At 63.4% G+C, this 14,201-nt stretch carries 15 protein-coding genes; 12 read left to right on the forward strand and 3 right to left on the reverse strand.

Annotation, left to right across the window (positions count from 1 at the left end):
* Positions 1-81 precede the first annotated feature (81 nt).
* Genes AC56DI_RS06030 through AC56DI_RS06040 form a run of 3 tightly spaced genes read left to right on the forward strand, consistent with a single transcriptional unit; the run spans position 82 to position 1,771 of the window.
* Positions 82-444 (forward strand): CidA/LrgA family protein, encoded by a 363-nt coding sequence (locus AC56DI_RS06030; protein ID WP_496345345.1) that lies wholly within the window; start codon positions 82-84, stop codon positions 442-444.
* Complete coding sequence (locus AC56DI_RS06035; protein WP_496345346.1) at positions 441-1,169, forward strand: LrgB family protein; 729 nt, start codon at positions 441-443, stop codon at positions 1,167-1,169. Before AC56DI_RS06030 ends, AC56DI_RS06035 begins: the two co-directional genes overlap by 4 nt.
* A gap of 11 nt (positions 1,170-1,180) precedes the next feature.
* Complete coding sequence (locus AC56DI_RS06040) at positions 1,181-1,771, forward strand: LON peptidase substrate-binding domain-containing protein (protein ID WP_496345813.1); 591 nt, start codon at positions 1,181-1,183, stop codon at positions 1,769-1,771.
* 1 nt (position 1,772) lies between these two features.
* Here AC56DI_RS06040 and AC56DI_RS06045 read toward each other — a convergent pair whose 3' ends face one another.
* Together AC56DI_RS06045 and AC56DI_RS06050 are read right to left on the reverse strand one after the other, a co-directional pair.
* Positions 1,773-3,089 carry a bifunctional DedA family/phosphatase PAP2 family protein gene (locus AC56DI_RS06045; RefSeq protein WP_496345347.1) on the reverse strand — a complete coding sequence of 439 codons (1,317 nt, stop codon included), beginning with the start codon at positions 3,087-3,089 and terminating at the stop codon, positions 1,773-1,775.
* A complete protein-coding gene (locus AC56DI_RS06050) occupies positions 3,082-3,801 on the reverse strand; it encodes a DNA-3-methyladenine glycosylase (RefSeq protein WP_496345348.1) in 720 nt (239 codons plus the stop codon). The genes AC56DI_RS06045 and AC56DI_RS06050 overlap by 8 nt, the downstream gene beginning before the upstream one ends.
* A 64-nt stretch (positions 3,802-3,865) precedes the next feature.
* Here AC56DI_RS06050 and AC56DI_RS06055 point away from each other — a divergent pair, with 64 nt between their 5' ends.
* Positions 3,866-4,720: a class I SAM-dependent methyltransferase gene (locus AC56DI_RS06055; RefSeq protein WP_496345349.1), complete on the forward strand. Its 855-nt coding sequence runs from the start codon at positions 3,866-3,868 to the stop codon at positions 4,718-4,720.
* Positions 4,721-4,757: 37 nt separating this feature from the next.
* Here the strand turns inward: AC56DI_RS06055 and AC56DI_RS06060 are convergent, their stop codons facing one another.
* Positions 4,758-5,984: an alpha/beta fold hydrolase gene (locus AC56DI_RS06060; RefSeq protein ID WP_496345350.1), complete on the reverse strand. Its 1,227-nt coding sequence runs from the start codon at positions 5,982-5,984 to the stop codon at positions 4,758-4,760.
* Positions 5,985-6,289: 305 nt separating this feature from the next.
* On the opposite strand from AC56DI_RS06060, the gene AC56DI_RS06065 reads away from it, so the two are divergent.
* The 8 genes from AC56DI_RS06065 to AC56DI_RS06100 are packed head-to-tail and all read left to right on the forward strand — an operon-like array spanning position 6,290 to position 14,190.
* Positions 6,290-7,555 (forward strand): glutamate-5-semialdehyde dehydrogenase, encoded by a 1,266-nt coding sequence (locus AC56DI_RS06065; RefSeq protein ID WP_496345351.1) that lies wholly within the window; start codon positions 6,290-6,292, stop codon positions 7,553-7,555.
* Positions 7,555-8,199, forward strand: coding sequence for a nicotinate-nucleotide adenylyltransferase (gene nadD, locus AC56DI_RS06070; RefSeq protein ID WP_496345352.1), 645 nt, complete (start codon positions 7,555-7,557; stop codon positions 8,197-8,199). Before AC56DI_RS06065 ends, nadD begins: the two co-directional genes overlap by 1 nt.
* A gap of 19 nt (positions 8,200-8,218) precedes the next feature.
* A complete protein-coding gene (gene rsfS, locus AC56DI_RS06075) occupies positions 8,219-8,620 on the forward strand; it encodes a ribosome silencing factor (RefSeq protein WP_422586782.1) in 402 nt (133 codons plus the stop codon).
* Positions 8,621-8,629: 9 nt separating this feature from the next.
* Positions 8,630-9,097, forward strand: coding sequence for a 23S rRNA (pseudouridine(1915)-N(3))-methyltransferase RlmH (gene rlmH, locus AC56DI_RS06080; RefSeq protein WP_324518634.1), 468 nt, complete (start codon positions 8,630-8,632; stop codon positions 9,095-9,097).
* Between the two features lie 14 nt (positions 9,098-9,111).
* The gene (gene mrdA / locus AC56DI_RS06085; protein WP_496345353.1) at positions 9,112-11,004 is read left to right on the forward strand and encodes a penicillin-binding protein 2; all 1,893 of its coding nucleotides are present in this window, start codon (positions 9,112-9,114) and stop codon (positions 11,002-11,004) included.
* A 38-nt stretch (positions 11,005-11,042) separates the two neighbouring features.
* On the forward strand, positions 11,043-12,146 hold the full coding sequence (gene rodA, locus AC56DI_RS06090; RefSeq protein ID WP_422586817.1) for a rod shape-determining protein RodA: 1,104 nt from the start codon (positions 11,043-11,045) through the stop codon (positions 12,144-12,146).
* Between the two features lie 29 nt (positions 12,147-12,175).
* Positions 12,176-13,186 (forward strand): lytic murein transglycosylase B, encoded by a 1,011-nt coding sequence (gene mltB / locus AC56DI_RS06095; RefSeq protein ID WP_496345814.1) that lies wholly within the window; start codon positions 12,176-12,178, stop codon positions 13,184-13,186.
* Entirely contained in the window at positions 13,183-14,190 is a 1,008-nt protein-coding gene (locus tag AC56DI_RS06100) for a septal ring lytic transglycosylase RlpA family protein (protein ID WP_496345354.1), read from the forward strand. The genes mltB and AC56DI_RS06100 overlap by 4 nt, the downstream gene beginning before the upstream one ends.
* The last annotated feature ends 11 nt before the right edge of the window (positions 14,191-14,201 follow it).

The following is a 14,201-nucleotide window of genomic DNA, read 5'->3' on the forward strand; positions in this document are numbered from 1 at the left end:
CCGCGAAGAGCATGCCAATGTGTAAGTTATCGCCTCGGAATGACGTGCCATAATGGCCGCGCCATCTCGCTGGAGACTCCCATGCTGTTACGCGGCCTGACCTGGCTGGTGCTGTTTCAATTACTCGGCACCGCCATCAACGTACTGTTCCTGTCCATGCTGCCCGGGCCGATCATCGGCATGCTGCTGCTGTTCATTTTTCTTCTCGTCAGCGGCGAAGTCGGCGAGCCGCTGAGCGTTGCCGCCAGCGGCCTGCTGCGCTACCTGCCGTTACTGCTGGTGCCGGCGGCCGTCGGGGTGATGGTTTATGCCGAGGCGATTGTTGCCGACTTCTGGGCGATTGTCGGCGCGCTGGTGCTGTCGTTGCTGCTGTCGCTGCTGTTCACCGGTTGGTTGATGCAGACGCTTATCGACCGGCAGACGCGCCGTCGGGGTGAGCCATGAGCCTCGACTGGCACGCCGCCTGGCAGGCGCTGATCCACCACCCGTTGTTTGGCGTGGGCATTACCCTCGGCGCCTATCAGTTGGCGCTGGCGGCCTATGAGCGCAATCGCTGGCAGCTGTTGAAGCCCGTGCTGCAGCCGGTGCTGCTGTCGATGCTGGCAGTGATCGGCGTGTTGCTGGCATGTGGTCTCAGCTACCGCGAATACCAGCAGAGCGCACAGTTGCTGATCATCCTGCTCGGCCCGGCCACGGTGGCGCTGGCGGTGCCGTTGTTCGTCAACCTGCGGCGCATCCGTCAGCTGCTGTGGCCTACCCTGCTCACCCTGCTGATTGGCGGGGTAGTGGCGACGCTGCTGGGTGTGGCGCTGGCCTGGGCCTTTGGCGCCGAGCAGATGATTTTGATGACCATGGCGCCGAAGTCGGTAACCTCGCCGATCGCCATGCTGGTGGCCGAGCAGATTGGTGGCGTGGCCGCCCTGGCTGCAGTGTTCGTGCTGATTACCGGGGTGCTGGGCGCTATGTGCGGGCCGGAGTTGTTGCGCCGCATTGGCGTGCATCACCCGGCGGCGCAAGGCATGGCTCTGGGGCTGACCGCCCATGCGGTCGGCACCGCACGGGCGCTGCAGGAGCACGAAGAGAGCGGCGCCTTTGCCGCCTTGGCGATGAGCCTGATGGGCGTGGCCACCGCGGTGTTTCTGCCGCTGGTGGTGGCGTTGCTGGTATGAGCGAGGAGTCTGTGATGTTGCCGTTGTTTCCCCTCAATACCGTGTTGTTTCCCGGTTGCACCCTCGACTTGCAGCTGTTCGAGCCGCGTTATCTGGACATGCTCACGCGCTGTCTGAAACAGGGCAGTGGCTTCGGGGTGGTCGGTTTGCTGGCAGGTCAGGAGGTCGGTGCGGCCGCCACCCACTGCGCCGAGCTGGGCTGCGAGGCGCTGATCCGCGATTGGGAAAAGCTGCCCAATGGCTTGTTGGGCATCCGCGTGGAGGGCGGCCGGCGCTTTCGCGTCGGCGCCACCCAGGTGCAGGCCGATCAGTTACTGCTGGCCGACGTGCAATGGTTGCAGTCAGGAGATGATCTGCCGCTGGCCATTGAGCAGGCTGATCTCGTCGCTCTGCTGGCCACCCTGGCTGAGCACCCGCTGGTGGCTGGGCTGGGCTTGGATGGCACGGTCAGCGGCCAGCAGAGCCTAGCCAATCAGCTGGCTTATCTGCTGCCGTTCACTCTGGAGCAAAAGCTGGCCTTGCTGGCGCTGCCGCAGCCGACTGAGCAGTTGGCGCTGATCCAGAGCCTGCTTGATCGCCTACAGGGCGAGATGCTGGCTTGATTCAGTAGCGGTAGCGCAGCAGCGCCTCCGGCAAGGCGCTGGTGGTGATGGCCACCAGCAGGGCCGCGCAGGCCGGGATGATTAGCCACCAGGCTTTGGCCGCCAGGGCGGGCAGTGGCCGTTGTCGTTCGCAGACCGCCATACACAGGGCGCACCAGCAGCTGGCGAGTAATGCGCCGGCGAGGATGTCGGTGGGCCAGTGCACCCCTAGGTAGACTCGCGACAGGGCAATGCTGCTGGCCGGCAGGCTGGCCAGCAGCAGCCATGTCAGGCGCCAGCGCGGCGGCTGGCCACGACCGGCGAGCAGCGCCAACACCAGGCAAAAGGCGAAGGCTGCCGAGCTGTGGCCGCTGGGTAGGCTGTAGCTGTGCAACGGGTCGAGCAGCACCTCCGGACGGGTGCGCGCCAGCAGGTGTTTCAGCGCGCCATTACTGAGGGCGGTGAACAGCAGGGCGCTGCCGGCAAACAGGGCAGCGCGCCACTGCCGGCTGAGCAACAGCAGTGCCACCAGCAGGCCGGCGACGGCCGCTTGGCTGGCGAAGTCGCCCAGGCGCGTGGCCAGCACCATCAGGCTGTCCAGGGCCGGGCTGCGTTCGCTTTGCAGCAGGGCCAGCAGGCCGTGGTCGAATTCATTCAGATGCTTCCAGCCGAGCAGCAGGCCGACCAGCAGCACCGCGCCGAGCCCGCTGGCCAGGGCCGCGGCGCGCGGTTGTTGGCGTAGGCTGCTGTGGATGCTCAGCAGCAACCACGCCCCCAGGCCGCCGGCGACGACCCCGGCCTGGCCCCAGAATCCCTCTGGTAGCGGCAGGCGTAGGGCGGCGCCGGTAGCCCAGCCGGGCAGCAGGTAAGCCACCGACCAGCCGCAGGCGGCCAGCACGCTTACGGCGAGAAAACGTCCTAGCGGCATGTCGAGCATGCCGGCCATCAGCGGTAACATCGGTCGCAGTGGGCCGATAAAGCGGCCGATCAGCAGACTGCCAACGCCGTAGCGGCGCATGTACTGCTCGGCACTGTCCAACCATTCTGGGTGGTCGCGCAGCAACGGCAGGCGGCGGATACGCTGATGAAAACGGCGGCCGATGGCGTACGACAGCGCATCGCCCAACAGGCCGCCGCTCAGCGCCAGCAACAGGGTTTCGCCGAGGCTGAGCACGCCGCCGCCGGCCAGGACACCGAGGCCGAAAAGGATGGCAACGCCGGGCACCAGAATGCCGGCCAGGGCCAGGCACTCAATGCAGGCCACCAGAAAGATCGCCCAACCCAGCCACTCGGGGTGCTGGGCCAGCCAGGCGATCAGGCTGTCAAAACTTTCAAGCATGCAGGTGTTCCTCAACAGTCAGGCGCTGGTAGTCGCGGCCTTCCAGCTGGCCACGGCGCAGCGGGTTGCGCGTGCAGTGGCGGGCGAAGGCGGCATCGACAAAGCGATAAGGCAGGTGTTCGTCGCGCCCGGCGGGGATGCCCAGGCGGGTGGTTTGGATGATCGCGGACGGCTGCAAGCCGAGGTCGTCAACAAACAGACGTTGATGATCGAAGCGCTGGCCGTTCCATTCCGGCACCTTCAGGCCAAGGGCGCGGCACAGCAGAGTCTGGCCGCTGCACAGGCGTTCCAGCGGGCGTGGTTGGCCCTGTGCCGAAGGGTTGTTGCGCTGCATGGCGAGCACTGCAGCGTCCGGCGAGTGCAGGTCTTGCCAGGGGCTGGCGGCTTTGATCAGCACGGCGTTGCCGGGGCCTTCGGCGCTGAAGTTCAGTGAGTCGCCACCGCGGGCGTAATACATGTAGATATGCCCGCCGGGCAGGAACAGCGCGCGGCGCTTTTCCGTGTAGCCAAGGGACGCGTGGCTGCCTTTTTCCGCCAGGTAATAGGCTTCAGTTTCGATGATGCGGGCCGCCAGCCACTGGCCGTTGACCCGGTGGCGGATGACTTTGCCGAGCAGTTCTCGGGCTACGCATTGGGCGTCACGCTGAAAGAAACCATCGTCCAGTGGGCGGGCCTTGGGCCAGGGCAAACTAAGGATGGGATCGTCAGGCATGGGCTGTCACGGTTGGGCACTGGGGCATAGTCTGGCGGCCATCATAACAATAAGAGTTTGTCCCATGGCTGAGCGCCCCCGAGCCAGCAGTGCGCACATTTCCCCCAGTGCCCATTACACCGGCTATGTCTGGTATCGCCATCAATTGGCGGATCCTGCCTTTGTCACCCGTTTTGGTCGCTGGGCCCATGGCCTGCTGCGGCCGATTACCTGGAGCGCGCGGGTCGGCTTTGGCCTGGACCTCGATAGTTTGCTGTTGCAACGGCATCTACTGATTGATGCGCGCCTGACCCAGGCCATTGAACATGAGGGGGTTGAGCAGGTTGTCGAGATTGCCTGCGGTCTATCCCCTCGTGGTCGGCGCTTTACTGCCCGTTACCCGCAATTGCGCTATTTGGAAGCGGACCTGCCGCAGATGGCTGCACGCAAGCGCTTGCTGTTGCAGGGGCAGGGCTGGTTGAACGGCCAGCACCAGGTGAAGAACGTGGATATCCTCGCCGCCCAAGGCGCTGCGAGTCTGGCCAGTCTGTTCGCCGACCTGGACCCAACTCGACCGGTACTGGTGATTACCGAGGGGCTGGTCAATTACTTCGAGCTGGCGGTGATCGAGGGCTTTTGGAGTCGACTGGCTGTGCAGTTGCAGCGCTTCCCTCAGGCTACGTATCTGACGGAGCTCTATCCGGACTTGCAGGAGCACCCGCGTTACCGGCAACTGCGCTGGGGGGTTGAGCTGGTTGGGCGTCTGACCCGTGGCAGCTATCCGCTGCATTACCGTGATGCTGACTCGATTGCCGCGGGATTTGCTCGCTGCGGTTTTGCTCGCACCGAGGTGCTGGACCCGGGCCTGCACGCGGCAGCCCTGGGGTTGCCAGTGCTGAGTCAGGCCAGCCTGGTGCGGGTGATCGAGGCGCGGGTTTAGCCGGGTGCTAAAAAACGGCCTGCAAGCCTCTGTGGCTTCAGGCGCAGGCCGCTGCCGATAGGCGAGTTGGCCGCAGTTGGGCGGCGAGCGCCGTACTGGCATCGGCATCGCTATGGACGAAGACGAAGGCTAGGCCGTCGCGATCATGGCGCAGCGGCAGCAAGGCATGCCGGCTGTGGTCGGCCAGTTGCAGTTGCCAGCCACGACCATCGGCCATCGGCACGTTGCCTTGCAGCAGGCCGCCGAAGAAACCCAGTTCTGTCATTTCCACCGACCATTCACCGCCGTCGGTCTGGCGCAGGGTGGCGCGTCGGCTTAGTGGCGGCCGGCGCACTTCGTGACGTTTGTTCAATTGCAGCAATTGACTGCGCGCCAGGCGACTGGCGCCGGGGGTGACGGTCGGCAAGGCCTCGCCACGCAGAAACGGGTTGTACAGGCGCGCGCAGGCTTCGCGCCGTTCGAATTGTGCCAGGTGGTCGGCCTGATGGATCAGCACGCAGTCGGCATCGCGGCACGCGGCGGCGAAGAGCGCATGCTCCCACGGTTGGGTGAAGTGATCGTGCTCCCCGGCCAGCAGGAGGGTTGGACACTGCGGGTAGGCCGCAAAACCTGAGAAGTCCAGCAAGCGTCGGGTGTTCTGCTGGTAACGCTCGATTTCCGTAGGGGTCAGGCGCTGCATTTGTCGTAGCAGGGCTTTGCGAAACGCCGGAGAAACGCCGGTGTCCTGGGCGTGCAGGGGGTTGAGCAGGCCGGTCAATGCACCCTGGGCGAAGGCGTCCGCCTGATCGCCGCTGAGTAGGTCCAAGCCCTCTTGCAGCAAGCGTCGGGCACCGGGACGAGCCAGGGCGGTGATTCCCGACAGCAGCAGGCGTGCGCAGTGTTGCGGATGGCGGGCGGCAAACAGGGCGGCCAGGGCTGAGCCGTAGGAGAGGCCAATAGGCATCACGGGTGGCAATTGCAGTTCTTCGATAAAGTCCGCGATCAGATCGGCCAGCTGAACCAGGGATAACTCGGCGGCCAGTTGCAGATTGCCGCCCTGGCTCGGCAGGTCGAGAAGAATCACCGGGTGTTCATTCAGCAACTCACCGACTTCGCTGGCAAACGAACGAAAGCTCTGGAAAGCGCCGCCCAGCAGCAGCACCGGCGGCCGATTGTCTGTCGCATGGTGCGAGAATGCCAGGTAGTGCAGGCGCCAAGGGCCGATGTGCAGCACCTGGGGGGCGCTGCCGAGCAGGCTGGGCTGATAGTCGCAGTGATAACGCATGGCGAGCACTCCGGCGGTGGTCCGCCTCTTGTTCTTTGGCTGCTGCGGCAAACGGCGCCGGCGCTGGGATGCTTGCAAGGTAAACATTGCTGGCGATTTTGTTTACCCAACCTTCGGGCGGCCTGTATGGGCGCGGGCCGTGCGGTTGTCACTGTTCCTCGCGGTGCCCTGTCGCTCGGGGTTTGGCGGCGTTACCCGTGGCTGCGGCGAACGGCGTGTTTACCGTCCGCCGCGCAGCGCTGGGCGTGGAGCGGCGCGCCCGTTATACTCAGCGACTTTTTTCAACCGCCAGACTTGCCAAAATCATGACTGAGTCCGTGCTCGACTATATGACCCGCCTGGGACAGGCCGCCCGCAGCGCTTCGCGCGTGCTTGCGCGCGCCAGTACCGCGCAGAAAAACCGTGCCCTGCAGGCCGCCGCCGCCGCGCTGGATGCAGGCCGCGATGAATTGGTTGCCGCCAATGAACTGGACCTGGCTGCTGCTCGCGCCAATGGTCTGGAACCGGCCATGGTTGACCGTCTGGCGCTGACCCCGGCGGTGATCGATTCGATGATCGAAGGCTTGCGCCAGGTCGCCACGCTACCGGACCCGATCGGCGAGATCCGCGATATGCGTTACCTGCCGTCGGGTATTCAGGTCGGCAAGATGCGCGTGCCGCTGGGTGTGATCGGCATTATTTATGAGTCGCGGCCGAACGTGACCATCGATGCCGCCAGCCTGTGCCTGAAGTCCGGCAACGCCACCATTCTGCGCGGCGGTTCCGAGGCGATTCATTCCAATCAGGCGATTGCCCGCTGCATTCAGCTTGGTCTGGCCGAAGCCGGCTTGCCGGCGAGTGCCGTTCAGGTAGTGAAAACCACTGACCGCGCAGCTGTTGGTGCGCTGATTACCATGCCGGAATTTGTCGACGTGATCGTGCCACGTGGTGGCAAGGGTCTGATTGAACGCATCAGTCGCGATGCCAAGGTGCCGGTGATCAAGCACCTGGACGGCGTCTGCCATGTCTATATCGACATCGCCGCGGACCTCGATAAGGCCATCCGCGTTGCCGACAACGCCAAGACCCAGCGCTACTCACCGTGCAACGCCATGGAAACCTTGCTGGTACACGCAGCCGTGGCCGACAAGGTGCTGCCACCACTGGCGGCGATCTATCGCGACAAAGGCGTCGAGTTGCGTGGTGATGCCGCGACCCGCGCGCTGCTGGGCAGCGACGTGCTGGAAGCGAGCGAAGACGACTGGTTTGCCGAGTACAACGCGCCAATCCTGGCGATTCGCATCGTCGACTCGCTGGATGCGGCCATCGAGCACATCAACCATTACGGCTCCCAGCACACCGACGCGATCATCACCGAGAACTTCAGTGATGCGCGGCGCTTCCTCACCGAGGTGGATTCCGCCTCGGTGATGGTCAATGCCTCGACCCGTTTCGCCGATGGTTTTGAATACGGTCTGGGCGCTGAGATCGGTATTTCCACCGACAAGCTGCACGCCCGTGGCCCGGTTGGTCTGGATGGTCTGACCAGTGAGAAGTACGTGGTTTTCGGTGATGGACATATCCGCACCTGATGGCCAAACGTATCGGCTTGCTGGGCGGCACCTTTGATCCGATCCATATCGGTCACCTGCGCGGTGCGCTGGAAGTGGCTGAGCAGTTGAGCCTTGATGAGCTGCGTCTGATTCCCAGCGCCCGCCCGCCCCATCGGCAGGCGCCGCAGGTGTCGGCAGCGGATCGTCTGGCCATGGTGGCGCTGGCCGTAGCGGGTAGCCCGCCGTTACAGGTGGATGATCGCGAGCTGCAACGCGATCGCCCGTCCTACAGCATTGATACCCTGCTGTCGTTGCGCGGTGAGTTGGCGGCAGACGATCAGTTGTTACTGCTGCTGGGCTGGGATGCCTTTTGCGGACTGCCGAGTTGGCACCGCTGGGACGAGTTATTGAACCACTGCCATCTGCTGGTGCTGCAACGCCCGGATGCCGGTGGGGTTTTACCGCCGGCTCTGAGCCAGTTGCTGGCGGCGCGCGAAGTTAAAGATCCACAGGCACTGCGTGGGCCGGGCGGGCAAATTGCCTTGCTGCGGCAGACGCCGTTGGCGGTGTCCGCCACGCAGATCCGCCACCTGCTGGCCAGCGGTAAATCGGCACGGTTTCTGGTGCCTGACCCGGTGCTGGCCTATATCCATACGCACGGACTGTACCGTGCGTCGAACTGAACATGAGAACGAGTTATTTATGCAAAAGCCAAAACAAGCACACCAACTGACCAGTGAAGAAGTGGCCAAGCTGGCCATCGCGGCCCTGGAAGACGTCAAGGCCCAAGACATTGTCAGCATCAACGTGCGGGAAAAGACCAGCGTCACCGACTTCATGGTAATCGCCAGCGGCAGCTCCAGCCGTCACGTTAAATCGCTGGTCGACAACGTGCTGGAAAAGGTCAAGGAGCAGGGCGTGCGTCCGCTCGGCAGTGAAGGCCTGGACACCGGCGAGTGGGCGCTGCTCGACCTCGGCGACGTGGTCGTTCACGTGATGCTGCCGACCGCGCGTCAGTTCTACGACCTTGAGCGTCTGTGGCAAGGCGCCGAGTTGAGCCGTGCCCAGCACAGCCCGGAACAGTTCACCGCCGATCCAGAGTAAGGCCCGCCTGTGCGCTTGCGTTTGATCGCTGTGGGCTCGCGGATGCCCAAGTGGGTGGAGGAAGGCTGGCATGAATATGCCAAGCGCCTGCCCTCCGAGCTTGCTTTGGACTTGGTGGAAATCCCGCTCAATACCCGCGGCAAGAACGCGGACGTGGCGCGCCTGATTCGTCAGGAAGGCGAGGCGATGCTGAGCAAGGTGCAGCCAGGGGAACGCATTGTCACTCTGGAAGTCGAAGGCAAGCCGTGGAGCACCGAGCAACTGGCGGTCGAACTGGATCGCTGGCGCCTGGATGCGCGCACCGTCAACTTGATGGTCGGCGGTCCCGAGGGCCTGGCGCCGGAAGTCTGTGCACGCAGTGAGCAGCGCTGGTCGCTGTCGCCGTTGACGCTGCCGCATCCGTTGGTGCGCATCCTGATTGGTGAGCAGATTTATCGCGCCTGGACGGTGTTGTCCGGGCACCCTTATCACAAGTGATTGCGACCCCCTGAATGCCGCAGCCGATCCGCATCAAGGACCACGAAAGAGACGCCCGCCTGGTACGCAAACGCGTAGTGGTCGGCGCCGTGGCGATTGTATTGCTGGTCTGCGTGCTGATCGCGCGCCTGTATTTCCTCCAGGTCATTCAGTACGAGTATCACTCGACGCTGTCGGAGAACAATCGGGTGCACGTGCAGCCGATCCCACCGACCCGCGGACTGATCTTTGACCGCAACGGGGTGATCATCGCCGACAACCGGCCGAGCTTCAGTCTGACCATGACCCGCGAGCGTGCCGGTGCCGAGTGGCGCGGGCTGCTGGATGTGATCGTTGAGGTGCTGGAGCTGAGTCCGGACGACCGCAAGCTCTTCGAAAAGCGCATGCGCCAGGGTCGCCGACCGTTTGAACCCGTGCCGATCCTGTTCGAACTGAGCGAGGAGCAGATCGCCCGCATCGCGGTTAATCAGTTCCGCTTGCCCGGTGTGGAGGTGGTGGCGCAGTTGGTGCGGCATTATCCGCTGGGTGAGCATTTTGCCCATTCGGTGGGCTATGTCGGGCGGATCAACGAGGCCGAGCTGAAGGTTCTCGATCCGATCAACTACAGCGGCACTCACCACATCGGCAAGACCGGCATCGAGCGCTTCTATGAGGCCGAGCTGCATGGTCAGGTCGGTTATGAGGAGGTCGAGACCAATGCCCGCGGGCGTGTGTCACGGGTGCTCAAACGCACCGATCCGCTGCCGGGCAAGGACATCCGCCTGACCCTCGATGTGCAGCTGCAGAAGGCTGCGGAAGCGGCTCTGGCTGGGCGGCGCGGCGCGGTGGTGGCCCTCGATCCGAACAATGGCGATGTGCTGGCGATGGTCAGCCAGCCGAGTTTCAACCCCAATCTGTTTGTTACCGGCATCGGCTTCAAGGCCTATGCCGAGTTGCGGGACTCGATCGATCGGCCGCTGTTCAACCGCGTGCTGCGCGGCCTGTATCCGCCCGGCTCGACGATCAAACCGGCGGTGGCGGTGGCGGGGCTCGACAGTGGTGTGGTGACCGGCGCCACCCGCGTATTCGACCCAGGCTTCTATCAGTTACCCAATTACGAGCACAAATACCGCAACTGGAACCGCACGGGCGATGGCTGGGTGAACCTGGAAATGGCCATCATGCGCTCCAACGACACCTATTTTTACGACCTTGCCCACAAGCTTGGGGTCGATCGCCTGGGCAAGTACCTGGGCCAGTTCGGCATCGGTCAAAAGGTCTCGCTGGACATGTTCGAGGAGTCGGCGGGCTTGATGCCGTCCCGCGAGTGGAAGCGCGCACGCTATCGTCAGGCCTGGTATCCGGGTGAAACCCTAATTCTCGGCATCGGTCAGGGCTATATGCAGACCACGCCCTTGCAGCTGGCCCAGGTGACCGCCTTGCTGGCCAACCAGGGCAAATGGTATCGCCCGCACCTGGCCAAGGATGTTGGGGGTGTGGCACCCGTCGATCCCAGTCCGTTGCCGGATATCCGCTTGCATGATCCACGCAGTTGGCAGCAGGCCAGCAACGGCATGCAGCAGGTGATGCACGGTGCCCGCGGTACAGCACGTAAGGTCGGCGACAGTGCGGTTTACCGGATTGCCGGCAAGAGCGGCACGGCCCAGGTGGTGGCGATCAAGCAGGGCGAGAAGTACGACCGCTCCAAGGTGCAGGAGCGCCATCGCGACCACGCTCTGTTTATCGGCTTTGCCCCGGCCGACAAGCCGCAGATCGCGGTGGCGGTGATGGTCGAGAACGGCGAGTCCGGCTCCGGCGTCGCCGCCCCGGTGGTCAAGCAGGTGCTGGATGCCTGGTTGCTGGGCCCCGATGGGCAGCTCAAACCGGAGTATCGTGTGCCCGTGAGCGACGTGAGTAACCAGCCATGAACAGCAATTTTGACCGCAGCCTGTCCCGCGAGGACGTCATGCGTCGGCGCGCCAGTCTGCTGCAGCGCCTGCATATCGACGGCCAGTTGCTGCTGTTGCTGGTGATCCTGATTTCCGGTGGCCTGTTCGTGTTGTATTCGGCCAGCGGCAAGAGCTGGGACTTGCTGTTCAAGCAGGCCGCCTCGTTCGGCATCGGTCTGGTGGCCATGTTTATTGTTGCCCAGTTCGAGCCGCGCTTTATGGCGCGCTGGGTGCCAGTCGGCTACGTGCTGGGGGTATTGCTGCTGGTGGCGGTGGATGTGATGGGCCACAACGCCATGGGCGCCACGCGCTGGATCAACATCCCTGGGGTGATCCGTTTCCAGCCCTCGGAGCTGATGAAAATCATCATGCCGGCCACCATTGCCTGGTACTTGTCCAAGCGCAGCCTGCCGCCGCGTCTGCAGCACTTGGCCATCAGCCTGTTGCTGATCGGCATTCCGTTTGCGCTGATCGTGCGCCAGCCGGACCTCGGCACGGCGTTGCTGGTGCTGACCTCAGGTGCCTTTGTGACCTTTATGGCCGGCCTGCGCTGGCGCTGGATTCTCGGTGCGGTGCTGGCCATCGTGCCGGTGGCGGTGGGCATGTGGACCTTTGTCATGCATAACTACCAAAAGCAGCGGGTGCTGACCTTTCTCGACCCGGAAAGTGATCCGCTGGGCACCGGCTGGAACATCATTCAGTCCAAGGCGGCCATCGGCTCCGGTGGTGTCTTCGGTAAAGGTTGGTTGCTGGGTACTCAGTCGCACCTGGATTTTTTGCCGGAAAGCCATACGGACTTTATTATTGCCGTGCTCGGCGAAGAGTTCGGCTTGGTCGGCATCTGTCTGTTGCTGCTGGTTTATTTGTTACTGGTTGCGCGTGGCCTGGTGATTACCGCCCAGGCGCAGACACTCTTCGGTAAGCTGTTGGCCGGTAGTCTGACGATGACCTTCTTCATCTATGTCTTCATCAATATCGGCATGGTCAGTGGCTTGTTGCCGGTGGTCGGCGTGCCGTTACCCTTTATTAGCTACGGCGGCACCTCGATGGTGACGCTGATGACCGGGTTTGGCATCTTGATGTCGATCCACACCCATCGCAAATGGATCGCACAGGTTTGATCAGAGTGAATGATGTGATGCACAACTCGATGCACGTATTGCGCCGCTGGACCGCGCGCCACGCCGGCTGGTTGGCAGCGCTTGGCTTGTTGGCCGGCGCGCCGGTCGCGGTGGCCGGCGATTATGAGAACTCGCCGGACGTGGCGGCCTTTATCAGCGAAATGACCAACGGTTACGGTTTTGCCAGCGAGCAGTTGAGCGGCTTGTTTGCTCAAGTGGAGCGTAAGCAGGCGATCCTGGATGCCATTTCGCGGCCGGCAGAAAAAGTAAAACCGTGGAAAGACTACCGGCCGATTTTTATCACTGACGCGCGGATTGCCCGCGGCGTGGTGTTTTGGCAGCAAAACGCCGAGGCACTGGCGCGCGCCGAGAAGGAATATGGCGTGGCCGCTCAGGTGATCGTGGCGATCATCGGCGTGGAAACCTTCTACGGCGGCAATACTGGCAATTACCGGGTGATCGATGCTCTGTCGACCCTGGGTTTTGATTATCCGCCGCGGGCGCCGTTCTTCCGTCAGCAGCTCAAGGAATTTCTCCTGTTGGCCCGTGAGCAGCAGGCCGATCCCTTGACCCTCAAAGGTTCCTACGCCGGGGCCATGGGCCTGCCGCAGTTTATGCCGAGCAGTTTTCGCGCCTATGCCGTGGACTTCGATGGTGATGGCCGGATCAATATCTGGAGCAATCCCACCGATGCCATCGGCAGCGTGGCCAGCTACTTCAAACAGCACGGCTGGACGGCGGGTGGCCAGGTGGTTAGCCGCGCCCAGGTACGCGGTGATCAGGTCGATCAGGGCCTGACCGTGGGTATTGAACCGGTCAAGACCGTGGGTGAGTTGCGTGCGTTGGGCTGGTCCAGTCATGACGCCCTGCGCGCCGACATGCCGGTGACGGCGTTCCGTTTCGACGGCGCCGACGGCCCGGAGTACTGGATGGGCTTGTCTAACTTCTACGCCATTACCCGCTACAACCGCAGTGCCATGTATGCCATGGCCGTGCACCAATTGTCTGAATTGCTGCTGCAGGCACGGGGCGCCGAATGAAATTGACCCTCGCACAGTCCGGGAAAGTTGCCGTCTGCGGGCTCTTGGCGGTGCTGATTGCCAGTTGCACCGGCAGTCGGGCGCCCAAACCGGTGGCGCCGGGTGGGCCGATTACCGGGCCGATCGACTATTCGCGCCCGCATCGTGATGGCGCGCCCTGGTGGGATGTGGACGTGTCGCGGATTCCTGATGCTGTGCCGATGCCGCACTACGGGCGGGTCAAGGCCAACTCTTACACGGTGATGGGCAAGACCTATTACCCGATGAACGATGCTCGGCGTTATCAGGTCTCCGGTGTGGCGTCCTGGTACGGCACCAAGTTCCACGGTCAGGCCACCGCCAACGGCGAGGCCTATGACCTGTATGGCATGACGGCCGCGCACAAGACCCTGCCGCTGCCCAGCTACGTGCGGGTGACCAACGTCGAGAATGGCAAGAGCGTGATTGTGCGGGTGAATGACCGCGGGCCGTTCTATTCCGACCGCATCATCGACCTGTCCTTCGCCGCAGCGAAGAAGCTTGGCTATGCCGAAAGCGGCACTGCGCGGGTTCGCGTCGAGGGTATCGACCCCCATGAATGGTGGGCCCAGCAAGGTCGTCCGGTGCCGTTGGTGCTGGCGCAGCCGCAGCAGGTGGCCCAGGCGCCGCAGCCGGCGGTGCAGGCCATGGCCGCACCAACCGAAATCTATACGCCGCCAGCGGAGCAGCATGCGGCGGCCGTGCTGCCGACCCCGGTAGCGGTAAAAAAAAACGCTTCTGTCCCAGCCTCTGGGCTGTATCTCCAGGTGGGCGCCTTCGCCAACCCGGACGCTGCCGAACTCCTCAAAGCCAAGCTGAGCGCGACGGTGAGTGCGCCGGTGTTTATCAGCTCGGTGGCGCTCAATCAGCAGATCCTGCACCGCGTGCGGCTGGGGCCGATAAGCACGCCGGGTGAAGTCACTCAGCTGCAGGACAGTGTGCGTCTAGCCAATCTGGGGCAACCCACCCTGGTCAAAGGCGAGTAAAGAATCTGTCT

The sequence above is a fragment of the Pseudomonas sp. BGA-UO-ETr-WB11 genome (genome assembly GCF_059567785.1).

Bases quoted from the DNA above. Each gene is read 5' to 3' on its own strand.
- mltB (WP_496345814.1), top strand. From the start codon at position 12,176: ATGCACGTATTGCGCCGCTGGACCGCGCGCCACGCCGGCTGGTTGGCA.
- AC56DI_RS06065 (WP_496345351.1), top strand. From the start codon at position 6,290: ATGACTGAGTCCGTGCTCGACTATATGACCCGCCTGGGACAGGCCGCC.
- nadD (WP_496345352.1), top strand. From the start codon at position 7,555: ATGGCCAAACGTATCGGCTTGCTGGGCGGCACCTTTGATCCGATCCAT.
- rsfS (WP_422586782.1), top strand. From the start codon at position 8,219: ATGCAAAAGCCAAAACAAGCACACCAACTGACCAGTGAAGAAGTGGCC.
- rodA (WP_422586817.1), top strand. From the start codon at position 11,043: ATGCGTCGGCGCGCCAGTCTGCTGCAGCGCCTGCATATCGACGGCCAG.
- AC56DI_RS06055 (WP_496345349.1), top strand. From the start codon at position 3,866: ATGGCTGAGCGCCCCCGAGCCAGCAGTGCGCACATTTCCCCCAGTGCC.
- AC56DI_RS06060 (WP_496345350.1), bottom strand. From the start codon at position 5,984: ATGCGTTATCACTGCGACTATCAGCCCAGCCTGCTCGGCAGCGCCCCC.
- AC56DI_RS06100 (WP_496345354.1), top strand. From the start codon at position 13,183: ATGAAATTGACCCTCGCACAGTCCGGGAAAGTTGCCGTCTGCGGGCTC.
- AC56DI_RS06045 (WP_496345347.1), bottom strand. From the start codon at position 3,089: ATGCTTGAAAGTTTTGACAGCCTGATCGCCTGGCTGGCCCAGCACCCC.
- mrdA (WP_496345353.1), top strand. From the start codon at position 9,112: ATGCCGCAGCCGATCCGCATCAAGGACCACGAAAGAGACGCCCGCCTG.
- AC56DI_RS06030 (WP_496345345.1), top strand. From the start codon at position 82: ATGCTGTTACGCGGCCTGACCTGGCTGGTGCTGTTTCAATTACTCGGC.
- AC56DI_RS06050 (WP_496345348.1), bottom strand. From the start codon at position 3,801: ATGCCTGACGATCCCATCCTTAGTTTGCCCTGGCCCAAGGCCCGCCCA.
- AC56DI_RS06035 (WP_496345346.1), top strand. From the start codon at position 441: ATGAGCCTCGACTGGCACGCCGCCTGGCAGGCGCTGATCCACCACCCG.